This is a genomic window from Pannonibacter sp. I15F10I1 (genome assembly GCF_900185665.1).
Lineage (GTDB): Bacteria > Pseudomonadota > Alphaproteobacteria > Rhizobiales > Stappiaceae > Pannonibacter > Pannonibacter indicus.
The window spans coordinates 193824-213326 of the sequence record NZ_FYAN01000003.1; the positions used below are offsets into that span (position 1 = coordinate 193824).

At 64.8% G+C, this 19503-nt stretch carries 18 protein-coding genes and 1 other RNA gene; 8 read left to right on the forward strand and 11 right to left on the reverse strand.

Annotated elements, in window-relative coordinates; translation table 11 throughout:
- Positions 1–55: 55 nt before the first annotated feature.
- From IF10I1_RS02620 to IF10I1_RS02640, 5 genes are all read right to left on the reverse strand, one after another.
- Positions 56–604, reverse strand: a complete 549-nt coding sequence (locus IF10I1_RS02620) for a YbhB/YbcL family Raf kinase inhibitor-like protein (protein ID WP_123195340.1) — start codon at positions 602–604, stop codon at positions 56–58.
- Between the two features lie 99 nt (positions 605–703).
- Positions 704–1519, reverse strand: a complete 816-nt coding sequence (locus IF10I1_RS02625) for an AraC family transcriptional regulator (protein WP_244284677.1) — start codon at positions 1517–1519, stop codon at positions 704–706.
- Between the two features lie 17 nt (positions 1520–1536).
- Positions 1537–3588, reverse strand: a complete 2052-nt coding sequence (locus tag IF10I1_RS02630; protein ID WP_244284676.1) for a DNA polymerase III subunit gamma/tau — start codon at positions 3586–3588, stop codon at positions 1537–1539.
- Between the two features lie 92 nt (positions 3589–3680).
- Positions 3681–3778: signal recognition particle sRNA small type (gene ffs / locus IF10I1_RS02635), an RNA gene on the reverse strand.
- Positions 3779–3899: 121 nt separating this feature from the next.
- Positions 3900–5090, reverse strand: a complete 1191-nt coding sequence (locus tag IF10I1_RS02640) for an alanine--glyoxylate aminotransferase family protein (RefSeq protein WP_186392383.1) — start codon at positions 5088–5090, stop codon at positions 3900–3902.
- A gap of 286 nt (positions 5091–5376) precedes the next feature.
- Here IF10I1_RS02640 and IF10I1_RS02645 point away from each other — a divergent pair, with 286 nt between their 5' ends.
- Positions 5377–6222, forward strand: a complete 846-nt coding sequence (locus IF10I1_RS02645) for an N-formylglutamate amidohydrolase (protein WP_019965335.1) — start codon at positions 5377–5379, stop codon at positions 6220–6222.
- 155 nt (positions 6223–6377) lie between these two features.
- Here the strand turns inward: IF10I1_RS02645 and IF10I1_RS02650 are convergent, their stop codons facing one another.
- A complete protein-coding gene (locus IF10I1_RS02650) occupies positions 6378–7586 on the reverse strand; it encodes an acyl-CoA dehydrogenase (RefSeq protein WP_186392382.1) in 1209 nt (402 codons plus the stop codon).
- 135 nt (positions 7587–7721) lie between these two features.
- Between IF10I1_RS02650 and IF10I1_RS02655 the strand changes: the two genes are divergently transcribed.
- The gene (locus IF10I1_RS02655) at positions 7722–8657 is read left to right on the forward strand and encodes a LysR substrate-binding domain-containing protein (protein ID WP_186392381.1); all 936 of its coding nucleotides are present in this window, start codon (positions 7722–7724) and stop codon (positions 8655–8657) included.
- A 3-nt stretch (positions 8658–8660) separates the two neighbouring features.
- Here the strand turns inward: IF10I1_RS02655 and IF10I1_RS02660 are convergent, their stop codons facing one another.
- Positions 8661–9587: a DMT family transporter gene (locus IF10I1_RS02660; RefSeq protein ID WP_186392380.1), complete on the reverse strand. Its 927-nt coding sequence runs from the start codon at positions 9585–9587 to the stop codon at positions 8661–8663.
- Positions 9588–9712: 125 nt separating this feature from the next.
- On the opposite strand from IF10I1_RS02660, the gene IF10I1_RS02665 reads away from it, so the two are divergent.
- From IF10I1_RS02665 to recQ, 4 genes are all read left to right on the forward strand, one after another.
- Positions 9713–10612: a LysR family transcriptional regulator gene (locus tag IF10I1_RS02665; protein WP_186392379.1), complete on the forward strand. Its 900-nt coding sequence runs from the start codon at positions 9713–9715 to the stop codon at positions 10610–10612.
- A gap of 64 nt (positions 10613–10676) precedes the next feature.
- A complete protein-coding gene (locus IF10I1_RS02670) occupies positions 10677–11054 on the forward strand; it encodes an MAPEG family protein (RefSeq protein ID WP_186392378.1) in 378 nt (125 codons plus the stop codon).
- 164 nt (positions 11055–11218) lie between these two features.
- Positions 11219–12115, forward strand: a complete 897-nt coding sequence (locus tag IF10I1_RS02675; RefSeq protein ID WP_186414917.1) for a GNAT family N-acetyltransferase — start codon at positions 11219–11221, stop codon at positions 12113–12115.
- A gap of 111 nt (positions 12116–12226) precedes the next feature.
- On the forward strand, positions 12227–14113 hold the full coding sequence (gene recQ / locus IF10I1_RS02680; RefSeq protein ID WP_186392376.1) for a DNA helicase RecQ: 1887 nt from the start codon (positions 12227–12229) through the stop codon (positions 14111–14113).
- 214 nt (positions 14114–14327) lie between these two features.
- On the opposite strand, the gene IF10I1_RS02685 is transcribed toward recQ, so the two are convergent.
- A complete protein-coding gene (locus IF10I1_RS02685; RefSeq protein ID WP_186392375.1) occupies positions 14328–14765 on the reverse strand; it encodes a cupin domain-containing protein in 438 nt (145 codons plus the stop codon).
- A gap of 3 nt (positions 14766–14768) precedes the next feature.
- Entirely contained in the window at positions 14769–15542 is a 774-nt protein-coding gene (gene gloB, locus IF10I1_RS02690; protein WP_058900600.1) for a hydroxyacylglutathione hydrolase, read from the reverse strand.
- Between the two features lie 135 nt (positions 15543–15677).
- Between gloB and IF10I1_RS02695 the strand changes: the two genes are divergently transcribed.
- Complete coding sequence (locus IF10I1_RS02695; protein ID WP_186392374.1) at positions 15678–16460, forward strand: methyltransferase domain-containing protein; 783 nt, start codon at positions 15678–15680, stop codon at positions 16458–16460.
- Between the two features lie 3 nt (positions 16461–16463).
- Here IF10I1_RS02695 and metW read toward each other — a convergent pair whose 3' ends face one another.
- Both metW and IF10I1_RS02705 read right to left on the reverse strand, forming a co-directional pair.
- Positions 16464–17096, reverse strand: coding sequence for a methionine biosynthesis protein MetW (metW, locus tag IF10I1_RS02700; RefSeq protein WP_186392373.1), 633 nt, complete (start codon positions 17094–17096; stop codon positions 16464–16466).
- 1 nt (position 17097) lies between these two features.
- Positions 17098–18348 (reverse strand): homoserine O-acetyltransferase, encoded by a 1251-nt coding sequence (locus IF10I1_RS02705; protein WP_197717542.1) that lies wholly within the window; start codon positions 18346–18348, stop codon positions 17098–17100.
- A 248-nt stretch (positions 18349–18596) separates the two neighbouring features.
- On the opposite strand from IF10I1_RS02705, the gene pheA reads away from it, so the two are divergent.
- The gene (gene pheA / locus IF10I1_RS02710; protein ID WP_019965321.1) at positions 18597–19466 is read left to right on the forward strand and encodes a chorismate mutase; all 870 of its coding nucleotides are present in this window, start codon (positions 18597–18599) and stop codon (positions 19464–19466) included.
- Positions 19467–19503: the final 37 nt, after the last annotated feature.

Consider the following 19503-nt stretch of genomic DNA (forward strand, 5'->3'; position numbering starts at 1 on the left):
GCAGCCCTAACCGGCTGCCCTTTTCGTTTTTATGACCGGGCAGATGCTCTTTGCATCAACGGTTATAGACAGCCGTGATCTTTGCCGATGCAATCGCGTTGGCGCGGATCATGAAGCCGGCCAGTGCGTTGCTGGCGTTTTCCGGCAGATCAAGCCGTTCCACCGGCAGGGCATGAACGGTGAAGATATAGCGGTGCACTTCGCCGGGAGGCGGGCAGGCGCCGCCAAATCCCGCCGCGCCATAGTCATTGGCAAGCTCGGTGGCGCCCGCAGGCATCTTGCCGGCGCCACTTGCACCAGCCTCAAGCGAAGTGGCGGAGGCGGGAATGTTCACCGCAGTCCAGTGCCACCAGCCCGATCCGGTCGGTGCGTCCGGATCATAGGCGGTGATGGCAAAGCTCTTGGTTCCCGCGGGCGCACCTGTCCAGGACAGTTGCGGGGAGGCGTTGCCGCCTTCGCAGCCGAAACCGGCAAAGACATGTGCGGGCGCCAGTTGCGCGCCTTCGGCAATCGACGTGCTCGTGAGCCTGAAATCCTGCGCGCTGGCGGCCGTCACCATGGCGGCCGCCAGCATCAGGCCGGAAAGGGAAGTCCTTGCAAACATGATCCGGTGTCCTTTCTTGACGGTTGATCATGTGCACAGGAGTAGCCCCGCAAAGCCCTGCCAGCTTCCGGCTCACGCTCAAAAACTATCGAAAAACGATCAATCCTCGCGCTGCCGGATCTGTCTAGGCTTGATTCCGAATCTTTTCCGAAAGGCATCGGAAAAATGCGAGGGCGTCTGGAAGCCGCAGTCGAGCGCGATGCGCGATACCGGAAGGTCCGTTGCCTGCAACAGGGAGAGACCTCTCTCGAGCCGCGTGTGCAGCAGCAGCTGCGCGAAGCCGGGCCCGGACCTTGCCAGCCAGCGCCGGAACGTTGCCTCGCTCATGGCGAAATGCCGGGCCACCTCGGGAAGCCGCCAGGGGCGGGTGATATCGCTCTCGATCAGGCGGCGCACCTTGCTCCAGGGCTGCTCCTCATCCCCTGCCGGAAGCTCCACACCATTGTGGCGCAGCCAGAGCAGCGGTTCCAGAAGCCTGTGCGCGCGCAGCGGCTCCGGCAGCCCCTCGCGGGAGAGCGTCTCCTTGATCAGCGCAAGCATGTCTGAGGGATGGTGAGGAACCGCCCGCAGCACCTGAATGCCGGGCGCAGCACTGCGCGCCGGATGGTCCCCGAAAACCGCGTCCACCAGATTGCGGGCGATGCTGACGCCCTCGGCCCGGTAGTCTGCATCCGGAACCGGCCGGTTCTCCATGTTGACCACGGAACCGGCCGGAAAAATCATCACGTCTCCCGCCTCGCCGGTCAGCTCGCCGTTCCGGGGACAGATGACCCGTTTCGAGCCGGCCTGAATGAAGAAGAGGAACGTCAGCCTGAAATAAAGGCCGGTGAAGGTCGCCCGTGTCGCCTGCGTGACGGGAAAGACCGACAGCCCGGCTTCGTCAATACCCGGCAGAGCTTGGGTCTGCTGCGGCACCGGCGCAATGTCCCCTATCACAGGTCGTCGTCATCCGTGCCGAGGGCTTCGGCAAGCAGCGGGTCGTCGATGCTGTCCTCTTCCTCGTTGACGCGCACATCGACGACGCGAGCGCCGGGGAATTCGGCCAGAAGCGCGGCGACGGTCGGATGCGAGCGGGCGTCGGAGAGAAGCTGGGCCTGCGTTGCCTCGCGCTCCTCATGGATCGTCGGGCGGCCCTGCTCGCGGCTGACGGAAACGATCCAGCGCATGCCGGTCCATTCGGTCAGCTTGCGGCCGAACTCACCGGCCAGATCCGCGCCAGCATCCTTCGTCGGCTGGATTTCGATCCGCCCCGGTTCAAACTTCACCAGCCGCATCTGCCGCTCGATGGAAACCTTCAGCGGAATGTCGCGCCGCTCGGAGGCAAGCGCCGCGCAATCGGCCAGCGAGCGCAACTGGACGGCGGGCGCCTGCTGGGCAGCAGGCTGCTGGACAGGCTGGGGAGACGGCTGAGCCGCAGACTGGGCCACGGATTGGGCAGCGCCTCCGGCAATGGCCGAAAGGCGCGGGCCGTTGCCGCTCATCGTGGGGCCGGCATAACCGCCCTGCCCTGCAGGCCCACTCTGGCCGCCCGGCTGCCCCATCTGGCCACCGGCCTGCGGCTGCATGCCGCCATTTTGGCCACCACTCTGGCCAGAACCTTGCTGACCTGCTCCCTGCGGCGCGCCGCCTGCGGGCAAAGACGGGAAGCCGCCGCTCTTCAGCAGCTTCAGCGCCTCTTCCGGATCCGGCAGATCCGCCGCATAGGCAAGGCGCACCAGTACCATGTCGGCAGCCGCCAGCGGCTTGGGCGCGGCCTGGACCTCGGAAATGCCCTTCAGCAGGATCTGCCAGGCCCGCGACAGGGCGCGCATCGACAGCTTTTCGGCAAACTCCCGGCCGCGCAGGCGCTCGGTCTCGGTGACGGAAACTTCCTCGCCCGCCTTGGGCACGATCTTCAGCCGGGTCACAAGATGGGTGAAATCGGCCAGATCCGTCAGCACGACGGCGGGGTCTGCGCCAATGGCATATTGCCCGGCCAGCTCTTCCATCGCCTCGGCAATACGGCCGGACATGAGATGGCCAAAAAGGTCGATCACCCGCGCCCGGTCAGCAAGGCCCAGCATCTGCCGCACCTGCCCTGCATCAATGTGACCGCCGCCATGGGCAATCGCCTGATCCAGCAAGGACAGACTGTCACGCGCCGAGCCTTCGCCCGCGCGGGCAATCAGCGTCAGCGCATCATCGGAAATGTCGATGGATTCGGCGTTGGAAATGCGCCGCAGCAGGCCAACGAGCTTGGGCTGCTCGATGCGGCGCAGGTCAAAGCGCTGGCAGCGGGAGAGCACCGTCACCGGAACCTTGCGGATTTCCGTGGTGGCGAAAATGAACTTCACATGCTCCGGCGGCTCTTCCAGCGTCTTCAGCAGGCCGTTGAAGGCCGCGTTGGAGAGCATGTGCACTTCGTCGATGATGTAGACCTTGTAGCGCGCCGAAGCGGGGCGATAGCGCGCTGCGTCCGTGATCTCGCGGATATCGTTGATGCCGGTGTGCGAGGCGGCGTCCATCTCGATCACATCGACATGGCGGCCTTCCATGATGGCGCGGCAATGGGTGCCCTCGCGGGTGAGCTGCACCGTCGGGCGCTCCACCTCGCCGGGAACTTCGTAGTTGAGACCGCGCGCCAGAATACGGGCGGTTGTCGTCTTGCCGACACCACGCACGCCGGTCAGCATCCAGGCCTGCGCAATGCGCCCCGTTGCAAAGGCGTTTTCCAGCGTCTGGACCATCGGCTCCTGGCCGACGAGATCGTCAAAGGTCTGGGGGCGGTACTTGCGCGCCAGCACCCGGTAGGCGCCAGACTGCTTCCCTTCGCCAGCAGGCGCAGGTGCGGGAGCAGAAGGGGCAGGTTCAGCCGGAGCATCGCCGAACATGGAGATCGTCAGGTCATCCCGCTCATGCTCAGCTGCGTGCTCGGGGCCGTTGCCTCCGGGGCTGTCACCGTCCATGCCGCTCATCCAGCCCGCCTGTCCCCGTCTTGAATTCATGAAGCCGGCGCCTTCACGCAAGACAGCCGGAAGCCCCGCCGCGCCTGAGGCACGCGACGCGACGCCGTGGTGCATCTGCGCGGGGGAAAAGGGTGGGAGGCTGGCACGGCGACCCGTGCCGGAACTCGTTGGGGCTGCTTCCTTCCGGACCTGACCCGGTTGGCGAGTGGCTCGTCCACCACCAACCTCCCGAGCTCCTTATATCAGAAGCACACGCCCCTTTGGCAAGGCCTCATATGCCAAAGGGGCAAACTTCGTGTCCGGAAAGAAATATATCCTTTCCGGACAATAACTTACAGGGATGGAACAGGTCAGTTTCCGGCCAGCGCCCTGTCGATCACGGCAATGGCCGCCTCCACACCACCGCTTTCATGCGGAATGCCGAGGCGCCGCAGCCCCAGTTCCATGGCAGAAAGCGTGCCCAGAACCATCGCCGCATTCACATGGCCCATGTGGCCGATGCGGATGCCCTTACCGGCGAGGTCGCCAATGGCAATGCCGATGGTGATGCCGCAGACGTCCTTGACGAAACTGCGCAGCGGCGCCGGATCAACCCCATTGAAGCAGATCACCGACACGCTGTCCGAGCGGTCCTCAGGCTTGAGAATGTTCATCTCCAGCACACCCTTGCGGCCCCAGACCTCAACGGCAGCGCGCACTGCTTCGGCGAGGATCGCATGGCGGCGCCAGACGCCTTCCAGCGTTTCCTCCTCGATCAGCTCCAGCGACTTCTGGAAGGCAAAGAGCAGATGCTCCGGCGGCGTGCCGCAATATTTCATGTAATGTTCCGGACCATCGCGGAAGGTCCAGTCCATGTAGGAATTACGCAGCCCGGCGGTCTTGTGGGCGGCCAGCGCCTTCTGGCCAGCGACCACAAAGGCAAGGCCCGGGGGCGACATCAGCCCCTTCTGCGAGCCGGCCATGGCGACATCCACACCCCATTCTTCCATTTCGAACGGAACGCAGCCAAGCGAGGCCATGCAGTCCACCATCAGCAAGGCCCCGTGACCGCTGGCGTCCATCGCCTTGCGAAGTGCCGGGATGTCGTTGAGCACGCCGGAGGCCGTGTCTACCTGAACCACCAGAACGGCCTTGATCGCGCCTAGCGTATCAGCCCGCAGCCGCGCTTCCAGCGCCGCCGGATCCACCGCCTTGCGCCAGTGACCGGGCAGGATTTCCACCTCGATGCCGATCAGCTCTGCCGCCTCGCCCCAGCCGATGGCAAAGCGGCCCGATTCGAGCACAAGCACCTTGTCGCCGCGCGACAGGGTGTTGGACAGCGCCGCATCCCAGGTGCCGTGGCCATTGGCGATGTAGATATAGGGTTTGCCCGTGGTGCTGCGGAACACGCGGGAGATGCCCTTCAGGCAGTCATCCGTCGTCTGCAGCAGCGGGCCTTCATAGATATCGACAGCCGGGCGGTGCATGGCCCTCAGAACTTCGTCCGGCACGTTTGTCGGACCCGGGATCATGAGGAATTCCTTGCCATACCGCAGCGTCATTTTTCTTTGCCCTGGAATTGTTGTCCGGAAGGTGGGACAACCAGCATAGCTGCCCGCAGAACGAACTCAAGCAGCAACTCTGCCGCAGATTTAGGCGGGCAAACATTCATATCAGACCGGGAAAATTGAAGTTTCTGGGGATTACCCTGCGTAGCAAGAAGCTCCTCTGCGACGGGTCGCGGCAGACGTGGCAAAAGTTTAGGAAAGATTAAAATAAACGCCCTCGACCGTGATGCGCCTCGCATCACGCCGCTGAGGCGTACCCATCCCGGCAGGCCCATCATCCATGATTGCCGTAAAGGAACGTTCCGCACCGCTGATCCTCTGCATCGGCCATTCCGGCCTGCGGATTCCGCCGGCTATCGACAAGCGCCTTTCGGCAACGGGACGGCTGCAGGCGGATGCCTCCTGGCACATGGATCAGCTGGTGGATTTTGCCGAAGACATTCAGGCAACGGTGATCTCGACCCCCATTTCCCGGCTTGTTGCGGACGTGGACGGCGACCCGGCCAGCTTCGGCCGCCCGTTCGAGGATGGCGCCCTGTCCATCTGCCCGGTGCTGACACTGGACGGCAAGCGCGTCTATCTGCCTGACGAAGATCCTGGCCGGTTCGAAATGGACGAGCGGCGGCGGCTCTATCATGCGCCGTTCCACGATGCGCTGAGTGCGCAGATCCGGCGGCTGCGCGCCATTCATGGCCGCATCACGGTGATCAGCCTGCAATCCATGCGCAGCCGCATCAAGGGGCGTTATCCGGGCGATCTGCCGCTGGTCAACATCGGCACCCTGCATGGCCGCAGCTGCCACGAGGATGTGGCCAGCCTCAGCATGACCATGCTGCATGACTTCACCGACAAGACCTTTTCGGAAAATGACGCCGTGGGCGGCGGTTACATCGCCCAGACCTATGGCAACCCCTCGGGCGGCGTGCATGTGCTGACGCTGGCGCTGGCGCTCAGGTCCTATATCCGCCACGAAAACCCGCCCTTCGAGATGGACAGGGAACGGGTGCGCCAGAGCCGCCTGGCCCTGCGCAATTTCTGCCAGAAGCTGATCGAATGGGCCAATGGCAAGCGCAAGGCTCCGGCCCGCGTGCTGCTGGACCATCTTCCGGACCTGCTCGAAGACTGAAAGCCTGCCACGGCGCGCTGCGGCGGCGAAACGGCTTCCGGCCGGAGCGGCCGGGCCTCAGGTGGTGGGGACCTGAACACCGGGCCGTCCGGCCGGAAAATGGAACGCGGCTGGGGTTTTGCCGCAATCCTTGTCTGAAGCTGAGCTGACAGGTCTCAGAAGAAGGCCTGAAGACCGGTCTGGGCGCGACCCAGGATGAGGGCATGCACATCATGCGTGCCTTCATAGGTGTTGACGGTTTCCAGGTTCTGCGCGTGACGCATCACGTGATATTCTTCCTGAATGCCGTTGCCGCCGTGCATGTCGCGGGCCTGACGGGCGATATCCAGCGCCTTGCCGCAATTGTTGCGCTTGACGATGGAGATCATTTCCGGTGCCACCTTGCCCTCATCGAACAGGCGGCCGACGCGCAGCGAACCCTGCAGGCCAAGTGCAATTTCCGTCTGCATATCAGCCAGCTTCTTCTGGAAGAGCTGCGTCTGGGCCAGCGGGCGGCCGAACTGCTTGCGGTCGAGGCCATACTGGCGGGCACGGTGCCAGCAGTCTTCGGCAGCCCCCATCGCACCCCAGGAAATGCCGTAGCGCGCGCGGTTGAGGCAGCCGAACGGCCCCTTGAGACCGGAAACATTCGGCAGCAGCGCGTCTTCGGAGACTTCCACACCGTCCATGACGATTTCGCCGGTGATGGACGCACGCAGCGACAGCTTGCCGCCGATCTTCGGCGCAGACAGCCCCTTCATGCCCTTTTCCAGCACGAAGCCGCGAATGGCGCCGTCATGGGCTTCGGACTTGGCCCAGACCACGAAGACATCAGCGATCGGCGAGTTGGAGATCCACATCTTGGAGCCCTTGAGCCGGTAGCCGCCGTCGATCTTCTCGGCGCGGGTGCGCATGCCGGCCGGATCGGAGCCCGCATCCGGCTCGGTGAGGCCGAAGCAGCCGACGAATTCGCCCGAGGCGAGCTTGGGCAGATACTTCTTGCGCTGCTCTTCCGAGCCATAGGCATAGATCGGATACATTACCAGCGAGGACTGCACCGAGTTCATCGAGCGGTAGCCGCTGTCGACGCGCTCGATCTCGCGGGCAACGAGACCGTAGGAAACGTAGGATGCACCGGCGCAGCCGTAGTCTTCCGGCAGGGTGACGCCGAGCAGGCCAAGCTCACCCATCTCGTTGAAGATCTCGCGGTCGGTCTTCTCGTGGGCATAGGCTTCCAGCACGCGCGGCTGCAGCTTGTCCTGCGCATAGGCGCGGGCGGTTTCCATGATGAGGATCTCGTCCTCGCTCAGCTGCTCGCGCAGCAGGAAGGGATCGTCCCAGGCAAAGGTGCCGCCACCGGTGGGATCAGACTTGAGAGCCGCCATCACATTCCTCCGTCTCATGTGCATGCCAACGGCGCCACATCTTGGAACAAGACAAACGCCGGAATTGCGCGGACTATGCCTGCTGACAGGAGACACGGGAAGAGATAAGTTCTCCGCAAGTCATGAGCCAATGGAATGAAGCTGATGGTCAAACGCGCCTTCCTGCCGCCCGCCGATGCCCTCATCGCCTTCGAATGCGCCGCCCGGCATGAGAGCTTCACCCGCGCAGCGGAAGAGCTGCATCTGACGCAGGGCGCGATCTCCAAGCAGATCCGCCATCTGGAGCAGCGGCTGGGCGTGCCGCTGTTTGCGCGCATCCGCCAGCGTGTGGTGCTGACCGATGCCGGGCGGCTCTATCTTCATGAAGTCCGGGGCGCACTGGATCAGCTGGGCGATGCCACACGGCAGGTCATGTCCTTTGCCGGGAGTGCCGATGTGCTCAATCTGGCGGTTCTGCCCACTTTCGGGGCCCGCTGGCTGGCGCCGCGCCTAGCCGAATTCCTGCGGCGCACGCCAAAGGCGGCGCTCAATTTCTCCATCCGGCTGCGGCCTTTCGACTTTACGGAAGAGCCCTTCGACGGCGCGATCCACCACGGCGATCCGATCTGGGCGGGGGCCATTGTCGAGCCGCTGTTTCCCGAAGAATCCGTGGTCGTGGCCTCGCGCACGTTCCGCGACCGGCACATGATCAGCGGGCCGCGAGACCTGCTGAAGGTGCCGCGCCTGCAGCTCTCCACGCGGCCCATGGCCTGGCGCGACTGGTTCGCCGCCATGGGGGTGGAGACGGACAGCGCCTATCAGGGCCCGCGCTTCGAGCAGTTCGGCATGATCGCGGAAGCCGCCGCCCATCATCTGGGCGTGGCGCTGATGCCCCGGCTCTTCATCGACGAGGAACTGGCGAGCGGCCGGCTGGTGCGCCTGTTTGGCCAGCCGCTGGACCAGAAGACCGCCTATCACTTCGTCTATCCGCAGGACCGCACCCTGCGCCCGGTCGTCGCCGCCTTCCGCGCCTGGCTGCATGAGGAGGCCCGGACCTCCCGCACCAGCCGCGAGAGCCAGCTGCCGGGCTGATCTTCAGCCCGGCTTGCCTGCAGGCGTACCCTCGAGATTGGCAGGCGGACGCCGCTGAGCCAACTGTCCGGCATGCTGGCCAACGAGAACGCTGCCCAGCACCAGCACCATGCCGGCGATCTGCACCGCACTGAGCGTCTGGTCCAGAATGGCCCAGCCGAGGATCACCGCCATCAACGGGCTGAGCAGGCCCAGCGGCGCGATTGCCGAGGGGCCAAGCAGGCCAATGCCCCAGAACCACAGAAGATAGGTCAGGCCTGCGCCAATGAAGGTCATGTAGGCAAAGCCCGCGATGTTCCAGCCCGTCAGCGGCGGCAGGGCCGGTTCCGTGAGAAGCGCGGCCGGGGCCAGGAGCAGTGCACCGGCGGCCAGCTGCCAGGCGGTCAGGGTGAGCGGGCTCACCTCCGGCTTCCAGTAGCGGGTCATCACCGTGCCCAGCGCCATTGAGACCGCGCCGGCGCCTGCCGCCAGAAGGCCGATGGGATCGAGCGCCGCCGTGGGCTTCAGCATCAGCATGCCAACGCCGATGACACCGGCAACACCCGCTAGCACGGCGAGCCATGTAAGCCGCCCGTTGAGCAGGAAGCGCGCCAGCACCAGCACGATGAGCGGCTGCATCGCCCCCAGCGTCGCCGCCACGCCGCCCGGCAGGCGGTAGGCCCCCACATTCATCAGCGCCCAGAAGATGGAGAAGTTGAGCGCGCCCAGCACCAGCACCCGGAAGATCCAGCGCCCGCGCGGCAGCTGCCGCACAATCAGAAGCAGGAGAATGGCCGCAGGCAGCGCCCTGAGCAGCGCCAGCGTCAGGGGCCGGTCCGGCGGCAGCATCTCCGTGATGACGATATAGCTGCTGCCCCAGATGGCCGGGGCAAGCGCGGTGAGGAGCAGCGTCATGTGGGCGTTCAGGCGTGAGTTCAGGCGGGAAATCATGTCAGGTCCAGTGCAGAGCGGCCCGGCCCGGGATGGCAGCCGCTGGAGATCAGTGGTAATTCACGCAAGAGAAGATGATAATATGCAAGTTGAACCATTCATCCGTAACCTGAAGTGAATAATCAATGGATGGCATTCTCCGCCTCCGCCTGTTCCGCAGCATCGCCACACTCGGCAGCTTTGCCGCAGCGGCCCGCAGCCACAGCCTGTCTCCCGCCGCCGTCAGCAAGGCCATGTCGGAACTGGAAGGCGATCTGGGGGCAAGGCTCTTCCACCGCACCACCCGCCGTCTCAGCCTGACGGAGGCGGGCACGCTCTATCTCGACCAGATCCGCCGGGTGCTGGAGGATCTGGAAGAAGCGCAGCAGTCTGTCGGCAATCTCAGTTCAGAGCCTTCGGGCCTGCTGCGGGTGAGCGCGCCCATGACATCCAGCCTTGTGCTCCTCACCAGCCGCATCCCGGAGTTTCTGGCACGCCACCCGAAAGTCTCGCTCGACCTTGACCTGGACGACCGGCGCGTGGACCTTGTCCGAGACGGCTTTGACATGGCCCTGCGCGGCGGACGCCGGGATGAGGACCGGGAGCTGATCGTCAAGAGGCTCGGGGCGCTGAAACACGTTCTCTGCGCTTCGCCCGCATACCTTGCCCGCGCCGGCACGCCGCAAGAGCCTGCCGACCTTGCCCGGCACGAGTGCGTCCGTTTCACCTTGTCCGGCCACGCGGACGAATGGACCTTCTTCCGCAATGGCAAGGAGCACCGTCAGCGGGTGAGCGGGCGCTACAAGGTTTCCTCAAGCCTAGCCGTCATGGATGCCCTGCGCGCCGGCTTCGGCCTCAGCCTCATTCCGCAGGCCTATGTGGCGGCGGACCTGGCAGCGGGAACGCTTGTCCGGCTGCTGCCGGAGTGGGGCATGAGCGAGGTAACGATCAACGCCGTCTATCCCTCGCGCCGCCACGTCCCGGCCAAGGTTCGCGCCTTCGCCGGGTTCATTGGCGATGTGCTGCGTGACACCTTGAGAGATTGACCGGGCCGCTTAAAACGTTACCTCTCCACACAGAAATTCCAGCAAACGCCAAAAGGATCATCCCATGCCCGTCGCAATCTGGTGCGTGCTTGCCGCCGCCTTCCTGCCCATCCTGTCGGTGTTTCCCGCCAAGCTCACCCGGGACTTCAGCAATGCCCGCCCGCGTGACCCCGCCTTCTGGGCAGAAGGTTTCAGGGCACGGGCGCAAGGGGCACAAGCCAATGGCTTCGAGGCCTTCCCGCTGTTTGCCGTGGCCGTGCTCGTGGCCTATCAGCAGGGCGGCGACCCATTCTGGATTGATGTCCTGGCAGCCACCTTCATCGGACTGCGCTGCCTGTACATACTCTGCTACTGGTCGGATAAGGCCACCCTGCGCTCGCTCGTATGGATTGCGGCAACAGCCTGTGCAGTTGCCATCTTCACCAGTCCCGTCTGGAGCTGATGGGCGGACGGGCGCCCACCGCGACAAAAAATGCCCGCTTTGTGACAGAATGCTGTCACAGGGCTCTGCGAGGCTGACGGTTCATGGCCATTGCAGGTTGCCGTCTGGATCTGTAACCATCAGGCCGTTAAGGGCATATTTCGCCCGCCTTGAGGATTGTGCCCGTGCCGCGTTTCCAGCACCCTGATTCGGCCCTCCTGACACATAGCCACACAGATGAGACCAGCGGCTCCGCCCGCCATATCATCGATGTGCTGATTGCCGAACGGGGCAAGCACGTGATGGCCGCCCCCTGGTGGCCGCTGTTCCGGCCCCTCGCCTACCGTATGCTGCGCTATTTCGATGCGCTGGAAATGGCAGACGCCATCTCCAACCTGCCGGCAGAAGAGGTCTTCGTTTATCTGTCCAATCTGTTGCAGGTGAAGCTGACCGTTGAGGGACTGGACCGCATTCCGGCAGAAGGGCCCTGTATCCTCGTCTCCAACCATCCGACAGGAATCGCTGATGGTGTGGCGCTCTATGACGCGGTGAAGAGCCGCCGCAGGGACATTTCCATCTTCGCCAACCGGGATGCGGTGCGCGTCAATCCGCGCCTTGCCGGCATGATCGTGCCGGTGGAATGGCGCGCAGGCTTCAAGACCCGCGAAAAAACGCGTGAAACCCTGAAGAACGCCGCCTCCGCCTTCGAGCGCAACCGCGCCGTGGTGCTGTTCCCCTCCGGCCGCCTTGCCTACATGAAGGATGGCAAGCTGACGGAGCGGCCGTGGATGACGTCGGCACTGGCTCTGGCCCGCCGCCATCAGGTGCCGGTCATTCCCATTCACATGGGCGCGCGCAACTCCCGCCTGTTCTACTTCCTCGCAAAGGTCTCGATCGAGCTGCGCGACATGACCGTCTTCAACGAGCTTCTGAACAAGAAGGGCGCGCACTTCCGCTTCCACGTGGGCGAGCCGCTGGCACCCGGCCAGCTGGACGGCGACCTTGCCGAAGTCACCGACAAGCTCCGCATCCACTGCGCCGAAACCCTGGCGCAGGATCCGGATGCGCGGTTCAGCCTGTGAAGCCCCTCCCGCTGCAAAAAACCTCGCGGTCTTGCACAGGTCATCCACAGGCTGTCATTGCCCGGGGCGGGCGAATAGGGGATGGTGCGGCGACGAAGGAATCACCTGTTCATGCCGCAAGCACAGCCTCGTCTCGCCGGGACAGAGTACACAGCAGCGTCTGAGGGCACCGCAAGGCCCGCAGCGAAGGACCCTGCACAGGTTCTGGCGGATGTGTTCGGCTATCCGAGCTTCCGGGGCCGCCAGCGCGAGGTGGTGGACACGCTGATCGCCGGGGACGATGCGGTGGTGCTGTTCCCCACAGGCGCGGGCAAATCCATGTGCTTCCAGATCCCCGCGCTCTGCCGCCCCGGCACAGGTGTGGTGATCTCTCCCCTCATTGCGCTGATGAAGGATCAGGTGGGTGCGCTGACGGGTGCGGGCGTGCGCGCTGCCGCGCTCAATTCCTCCGTTCCACCTGAAGAGCAGGCGCGCATTGCCGCAGACCTGCGCAACGGCACGCTGGATTTTCTCTATGTGACGCCCGAACGGGTGGCGACGGCCGGTTTCTCCCGCCTCCTGGATGGTGCGGCCATCTCGCTCTTTGCCATCGACGAGGCCCATTGCGTCAGCCAGTGGGGGCATGATTTCCGGCCCGAGTATCTGCAGCTTGCCAGCCTCGCAGACCGCTATCCCGGCGTGCCGCGCGTGGCCCTGACCGCCACCGCCGATCCGCATACGCAGGAGGACATCCGCGTCCGCCTGAAGCTGGAAACGGCGCAGGTCTTCACCACCTCCTTCGACCGGCCCAACATCCGCTACGAGATCGTCGAGCGGGTAAACCAGCGCCAGCAGCTGCTGGATTTCCTCAAGCGCCACAAAGGCGCGAGCGGCATCGTCTATTGCCTCTCCCGTGCCAAGGTGGAGGATATCGCCAACTGGCTGAACGAAAAGGGTATCCGCGCCCTGCCCTATCACGCCGGGCTCGACCGGGAGATCCGCGAAGCCAATCAGGATGCCTTCCTGCTGGAGGAAAACCTCGTTCTGGTGGCGACGGTTGCTTTCGGTATGGGCATCGACAAGCCGGATGTGCGCTTCGTCGCTCATCTCGACCTGCCGTCCTCCGTCGAGGCCTATTATCAGGAAACCGGCCGCGCGGGCCGCGATGGCGCACCGGCCGAGGCATGGATGGCCTATGGCATGGCCGACATGGTGCAGCGCCGCCGCATGATTGCCGAAGGCGAAGCGCCGGAAGAGGTGAAGCGGGCGGAAACCGCCAAGCTCAACGCCCTTGTCGGCATCTGCGAAACCGCAGGCTGCCGCCGTCAGGCGCTACTTGCTCATTTCGGCGAGACCTATCCCAAGCCCTGCGGCAATTGCGACACCTGCCTGTCGCCGGTGGAAACCTGGGACGGCACGGAGGCTGCCGCCAAGTTCCTCTCTGCCATCTACCGCACCGGCCAGCGCTTTGGCGCAGGCCATGTGATCGACGTGCTGCTGGGCAAGGAAAACGACAAGATCACCCGTTTCGGGCATGAAAAACTGTCGGTCTATGGCATCGGCAAAGAGCTTTCGCCCAAGACCTGGCAATCGGTGGCGCGCCAGCTTGTCGCCATGGGTCTTGTCGGGGTCGATCACGCCAATTACGGCGCGCTGGTGCTGACGGACGAATGCCGCGCCGTGTTCCGCAACGAGCGCAAGGTGCTGCTGCGCCGCGACCGTGCCGCAGCCAGCCTCAAGGCCTCGCGCGGGGAACGGTCGGCGAGCCTTGCCGATGATCTTGATCCGGAAGACCGGCTGCTGTTCGAGCGTCTGCGCCGCCTGCGCACCCAGATCGCCCGGGAAAACGAAGTGCCGCCCTATGTGGTGTTCCCGGACGCAACGCTTGCCGGCATTGCCATCGCCCGGCCCGTGACCTCCCATGCCCTTCTCGCCGTCTCCGGTGTCGGCCAGTCGAAACTCGACCGCTACGGCTCGCAGATCATCGATTTGGTCGAAGCCTTTGAAGCGGGCGTGTGAGCCGGGCAACGCCTGATTTTCCACCTCTCAATCGTCATCCCGGACGAAGCGCAGCGGAGATCCGGGACCGGTGAGCCGGGATGGAAGTTGGCTGCCCCCGGAGCCAGAGCCGATACACCTTGGCTCACCGGTCCCGGATCGCGCAAGGCGCGTCCGGGATGACGATGGAGGGGCTTCATGCCGGAAGGAACGGCATGTAAAATCTGTCACCCCCTCACGGCTGCCAGCCTTCCGGGGCCATCTCAAAACCGTCGAAGGTGAAGCCGGGGGCGACCGTGCAGCCCACGAGGGTGAAGTCACCGAGGCTTTGCGCCTGCTGCCAGGCGTGGCGCGGCACCACCGCCTGCGGGCGCTGCCCGGCGGCCAGATCGGACCCGAGCGTCACCAGCTCAACCGGCCCTTCTGCGTCACTGATCAGAAGCTCCAGCGGCGCGCCGCCGTACCAGTGCCACACCTCCACCGCATCCACCTTGTGCCAGCGCGACAAGACGCCTTCCGGCAGCAGGAAGTAGATTGCCGTCGAGGCCGGACGGCCTGATGCATCGCAGGCCGGATCGCGGAAGGTCTCGGCATAGTAGCCGCCCTCGGGATGCGGCTGCATGCCCAGCGTTTCGATGATTTCGGCGGCAGTGAATCCGGTCAGCGGTCTCATGGCTCAGAACCTGTCCTTGCGTCCCCGCAGTTCAGCGAAGACTTCGGCAGGGCTGGCCCCTGCCATGCCGAGGGCTGCGGCGAGGGCCGGATCACCCGCCCGCAGGAACGGATTGGTGGCCCGCTCCCGCCCCATCGTGGTGGGCAGGGTGGCCATATGCTCCGCCCGCAGCCGCTCCACCTCTGCTACCCTTTCCTTGAGCGCAGCGTTATCCGGATCAACACTCAGCGCGAAACGTGCATTGGACAGAGTATACTCGTGGCCGCAGTAGACAACCGCATCATCCGGCAGGCGGCGGTTCAGCTTGTCGAGCGAGGCCCACATCATTTCCATGTCGCCCTCGAAGACGCGCCCGCAGCCCAGCGAGAACAGGGTGTCGCCCGTGTGGATGACACCCGCCTGTTCGAACCACCAGGAGATCTGGTCCAGCGTATGGCCCGGCGTCGAGATGGCTTCCACCTTCAGCTCGGCGATGTGGAAGATGTCGCCGTCTTCCACCACTTCATCGAGGCCGGAAATCTTGTCGCGCGACAGGCCGGGGCCGATGACCCGCGCGCCCGTGGCTTCCTTCAGCGGCACCAGCCCCTGCACATGGTCCCAGTGATGGTGGGTGATGAGAACATGCGTGAGGCGCCAGCCGGTTTCGGCCAGTTCCGCCAGATAGGGCGCGGCATCCGGCACATCGATGGCGATCACCGATCCGCTCTCCGGATCGCGTGCCAGCACACCGTAATTGTCGGACAGGCAGGGAAACTGCCTGATCTGAAGCCGCGCCATCTTGTCTCTCCCGTTGATGAATCCGGCCTGCAGAGTGGCAAATGCCGCAGGCAGGGGCAAGGGCGATCGGGTCATCAGCCCTTGCGTCTTGGGTCAAGGCAAGGTTCAATCGCGCCGAATTGAACCGGGCAGGCCATGTATCTCGACGTCGGCGATCTCAGAACCTTTTACGACCTGCCGCTTGGCCGCCTGCTGCGCAGCCTCATCGGCGCGCGCGTGCGTTCTCTCTGGCCCAGCGCGAAAGGCGAAAGCCTGCTCGGCATCGGCTATGCGGGGCCGTTCCTGCGCCCCTACATGGATGAGGCGGAGCGCTGCGTTGCGGCCATGCCGGCGGCGCAGGGCGTCGTTCACTGGCCGCGCGAGCGGGCCAATGCCTCGGTGCTGGTAGAAGCGGATCAGCTGCCCTTTTCCGACAGTTTCTTCCAGCGCGCCATCATGGTGCATGCGCTGGACATGGCGGGCGATCCTGCCGCCCTGCTGCGCGAGGCCTGGCGCGTGCTGGCGCCGGGCGGCAAGCTGATCGTCATCGTGCCGAACCGGCGCGGTGTCTGGGCACGGGCGGAAACCTCGCCCTTCGGTTATGGCCGCCCGTTCTCCAAGAGCCAGATCCAGGCACTGCTGCAGAGCTGCCAGTTCGACGTGATCTCGAGGGAAGAAACGCTCTACATTCCGCCGGTGAAGTCCAAGGTCATCCTGCGTTCGGCACGCACCTGGGAAACCGTGGGCCGCGCACTCTGGCCGGCCTTTGCAGGTCTTCTGGTGATCGAGGCGCAGAAGCGGCTCTACAAGCCCGCTCAGGCAGATGGCGGCAAGCGCAGCGTGCTGAGGGTTCTCAGGCCCGTCTTCGTGCCGGAGGCCGGCGTCACCCCCGGCCTCAATCCGAACCGGCGCGACAGAACGCCGCCGCGCACCCGCTGAAGCTCAGCGCCGCAGCAGGAACACCGCCTGCTCGCCCACCAGATTCCACAGCCACCAGGGCGCATTGAAGCTGATGCGCGAGCCTTGCCCGTCGAGCGCAACGGCCTTCACCACCGTGGCATCCATCTCCTCCACCAGCGCCACGAAGTCGCGGATGGAACAGAAGTGGATGTTGGGCGTGTCATACCACTGGTAGGACAGATACTTGGTCACCGGCATGCGCCCGCGCAGCAGCAGCTGCATGCGATTGCGCCAATAGGCGAAATTCGGGATCGAGACGACAACCTGCCCGCCGATGCGCAGCAGCTGCTCCATCACGCCCTTCGGATCGCGGGTGGCCTGCAGCGTCTGGCTGAGGATCACCACGTCGAAGGCATTGTCCGGATAGTCGGCAAGATCCGTGTCGGCATCGCCCTGCACCACGGACAGCCCGCGTGCCACGGCCTTGTTCACGCCGCCCTGCGACAATTCCATTCCGCGCCCGTCGACGCGCCGCCGCTCGGCCAGAAGCTGCAGCAGCGCCCCGTCCTCACAGCCCACGTCCAGCACCCGCGCGCCCTCGGGCACGAGGTCGCACATGACGAGGTGATCGCCGCGCGGCTGGTTCAGTGTTCCGCCCGTGTTGCCGTTTGCCATCTTACGCTCCTCCCGGTCCGGCGATGCCGCGTGCTGCTGCTGCTCCCGTCAGGAAGCCGCGCACGGTGCGGAACATTTCCGGCTCATCCAGCAGGAAGGCATCATGGCCGCGATCGCTGCTGATCTCCACGAAGGAGACGTTGGCCGCAGCCGCATTCAGCGCCCGCACCACCGCCTTGCTTTCCGATGTCGGGAACAGCCAGTCCGAGGTGAAGGACATGACGCAGAAGCGGGTCGGCGTATGCAGGAAGGCCTTGCTCAGGACTCCGTCATGTTCCGCCGCCAGATCGAAATAGTCCATCGCCCTCGTCACATAGAGATAGGAATTGGCATCGAACCGGTCGACAAAGGTCATGCCCTGATGGCGCAGGTAGCTTTCGATCTGGAAATCCGCATCGAAGCCGAAGGTCAGCGCCTCACGGTCCTGCAGGTTGCGGCCGAATTTCTGATGCAGCGACATGTCGGACATATAAGTGATATGCGCGGCCATGCGCGCCACGGCCAGACCCTTGCTCGGGCGGGTGCCATCAGCAAGGTAGCTGCCGCCGCGCCAGTCGGGATCGGCCATCACGGCCTGACGGCCTACTTCATGAAAGGCGATGTTCTGCGAGGAATGGCGCGCGCCGGTGGCAATCGGCACGGCGGAGAAGACCCGCTCGGGGAACAGCGCCGCCCATTGCAGCACCTGCATGCCGCCCATGGAGCCGCCGACCACGGCAAACAGGGTTTCGATGCCCAGATGATCCACCAGCCGCGCCTGCGCTCGCACCATGTCGCGGATGGTCACCACCGGCATGGTCAGCGCATAGGGCTGGCCGGTTTCCGGATTGGTGGAGGCCGGGCCCGTGGTGCCCATGCAGCCGCCCAGCACATTGGCGCAGATGACGAAGAAACGGTCCGTATCCACCGGCTTGCCGGGACCCACCAGCATCGTCCACCAGCCGGGCTTGCCGGTCACCGGATTGCGCGAGGCGACATACTGGTCGCCAGTCAGCGCGTGGCAGATGAGAATGGCGTTGCTGCGGTCCGCATTGAGCGTGCCGTAAGTCTCATAGGCAATCTGCCAGTTGGCCAGCGTGCCGCCGGCATCTAGCGGCAGCGCCTGATCCGGCCCGAAACGCAGGCACTGGCTGCTGGGCGTGTCGATTTCCCGGCGCTGTGCCTTTTCCAGATCGGCAAGGCTCGCGGCCACGGCGGCAGCACCGGCAGCTGCACCGTCCTGCGGGATCGAAGTCTGAGGTGTATCGGTCATGCCGGACGCATCATCCCGTTTTCACTGGCCGCTTCAAGGGCCGTTCTCACGCGCCATTTTCCCGAGAGAGGCCTGCCCTGCCGGGCGGCGGAAGCCTCGCTGCGGCAACAGCGCGCCACCATCTTCAAGGGGTTGTTAGCTAGGGTTCGTGGGGCCATGGTGTCAACGTTTTCTTTTGCTTTCCGCCCGCTTGCTGCCTATGACTATCGCCGAATGCATCGCATGTTTCAGGAAGGCATTTCCCGCCCATGGCCAGTGACCACACCCAAGGCACCGCTCTCGACAGCCTGCGCCAGCGCATCGACGTGCTCGACGCCGAGCTGCACCGTCTGCTGATGGAGCGGGTGCGCGTCATCGACGGCATCGTTGCGGCCAAGCGCGCCAGCGGCGCAGACGGCGTGATGTTCCGCCCGGACCGGGAAGCCGACATGATGCGCCGCATGGTCGAGCGCCACGAAGGCAGCCTGCCGCTGACCAGCGCCGAGCATCTGTGGCGCGAGATCATCACCGCCTGCACCCGCCTTCAGGGCGAGTTTCAGGTGCATCTGGACGGGTCTGCCGACATTGCCGCCATGCGCGATGCCGCGCGCTTCTACTTCGGCTTTGCCGTGGAGATGGAAACGGCAGGCGATCCGGCCGATGTGGTCGGGACGGTTGCCGCCTCCCATTCGGACCTTGGCGTCATCGCCCTGACCGAGCGGGCCGAACTGCCCTGGTGGCGCGGTCTTGGACAGGACGGGGCGCAGATCATCGCCCGCCTGCCCTTCTTCGTCGCCGAGGAGCGCCCGGCGGATCTGGCTTCCATGGTCATCAGCCGTCCCATTCCGGGTTCCGGCACGCCGGACACGGCGGTCTATGATGCCCGCTGGCGCGGCGTTCTGCCCGGCAGCCTGATGGACTCGGGCCTCGAAATCCTGAGTTTCTTCCGCCATGCTGACGGCGTTGACGCCCTGCTTGCCGCCTCCGGCGACATCAGCGAAGACGAGGTTCTGACGCTCTGCCGCGAGGCCGGGGCCGAGCCAGACGTGCTGCGCTTTGTCGGCGGCTATGCCGCTCCCATCGACATCGATGAGGGCGAGGCGGACGAGCTTGACGATTTCAGCGAAGACGCAGACTGATATCCTGCCCCGCAGGCCTTTCACAGACAGCGGCCAA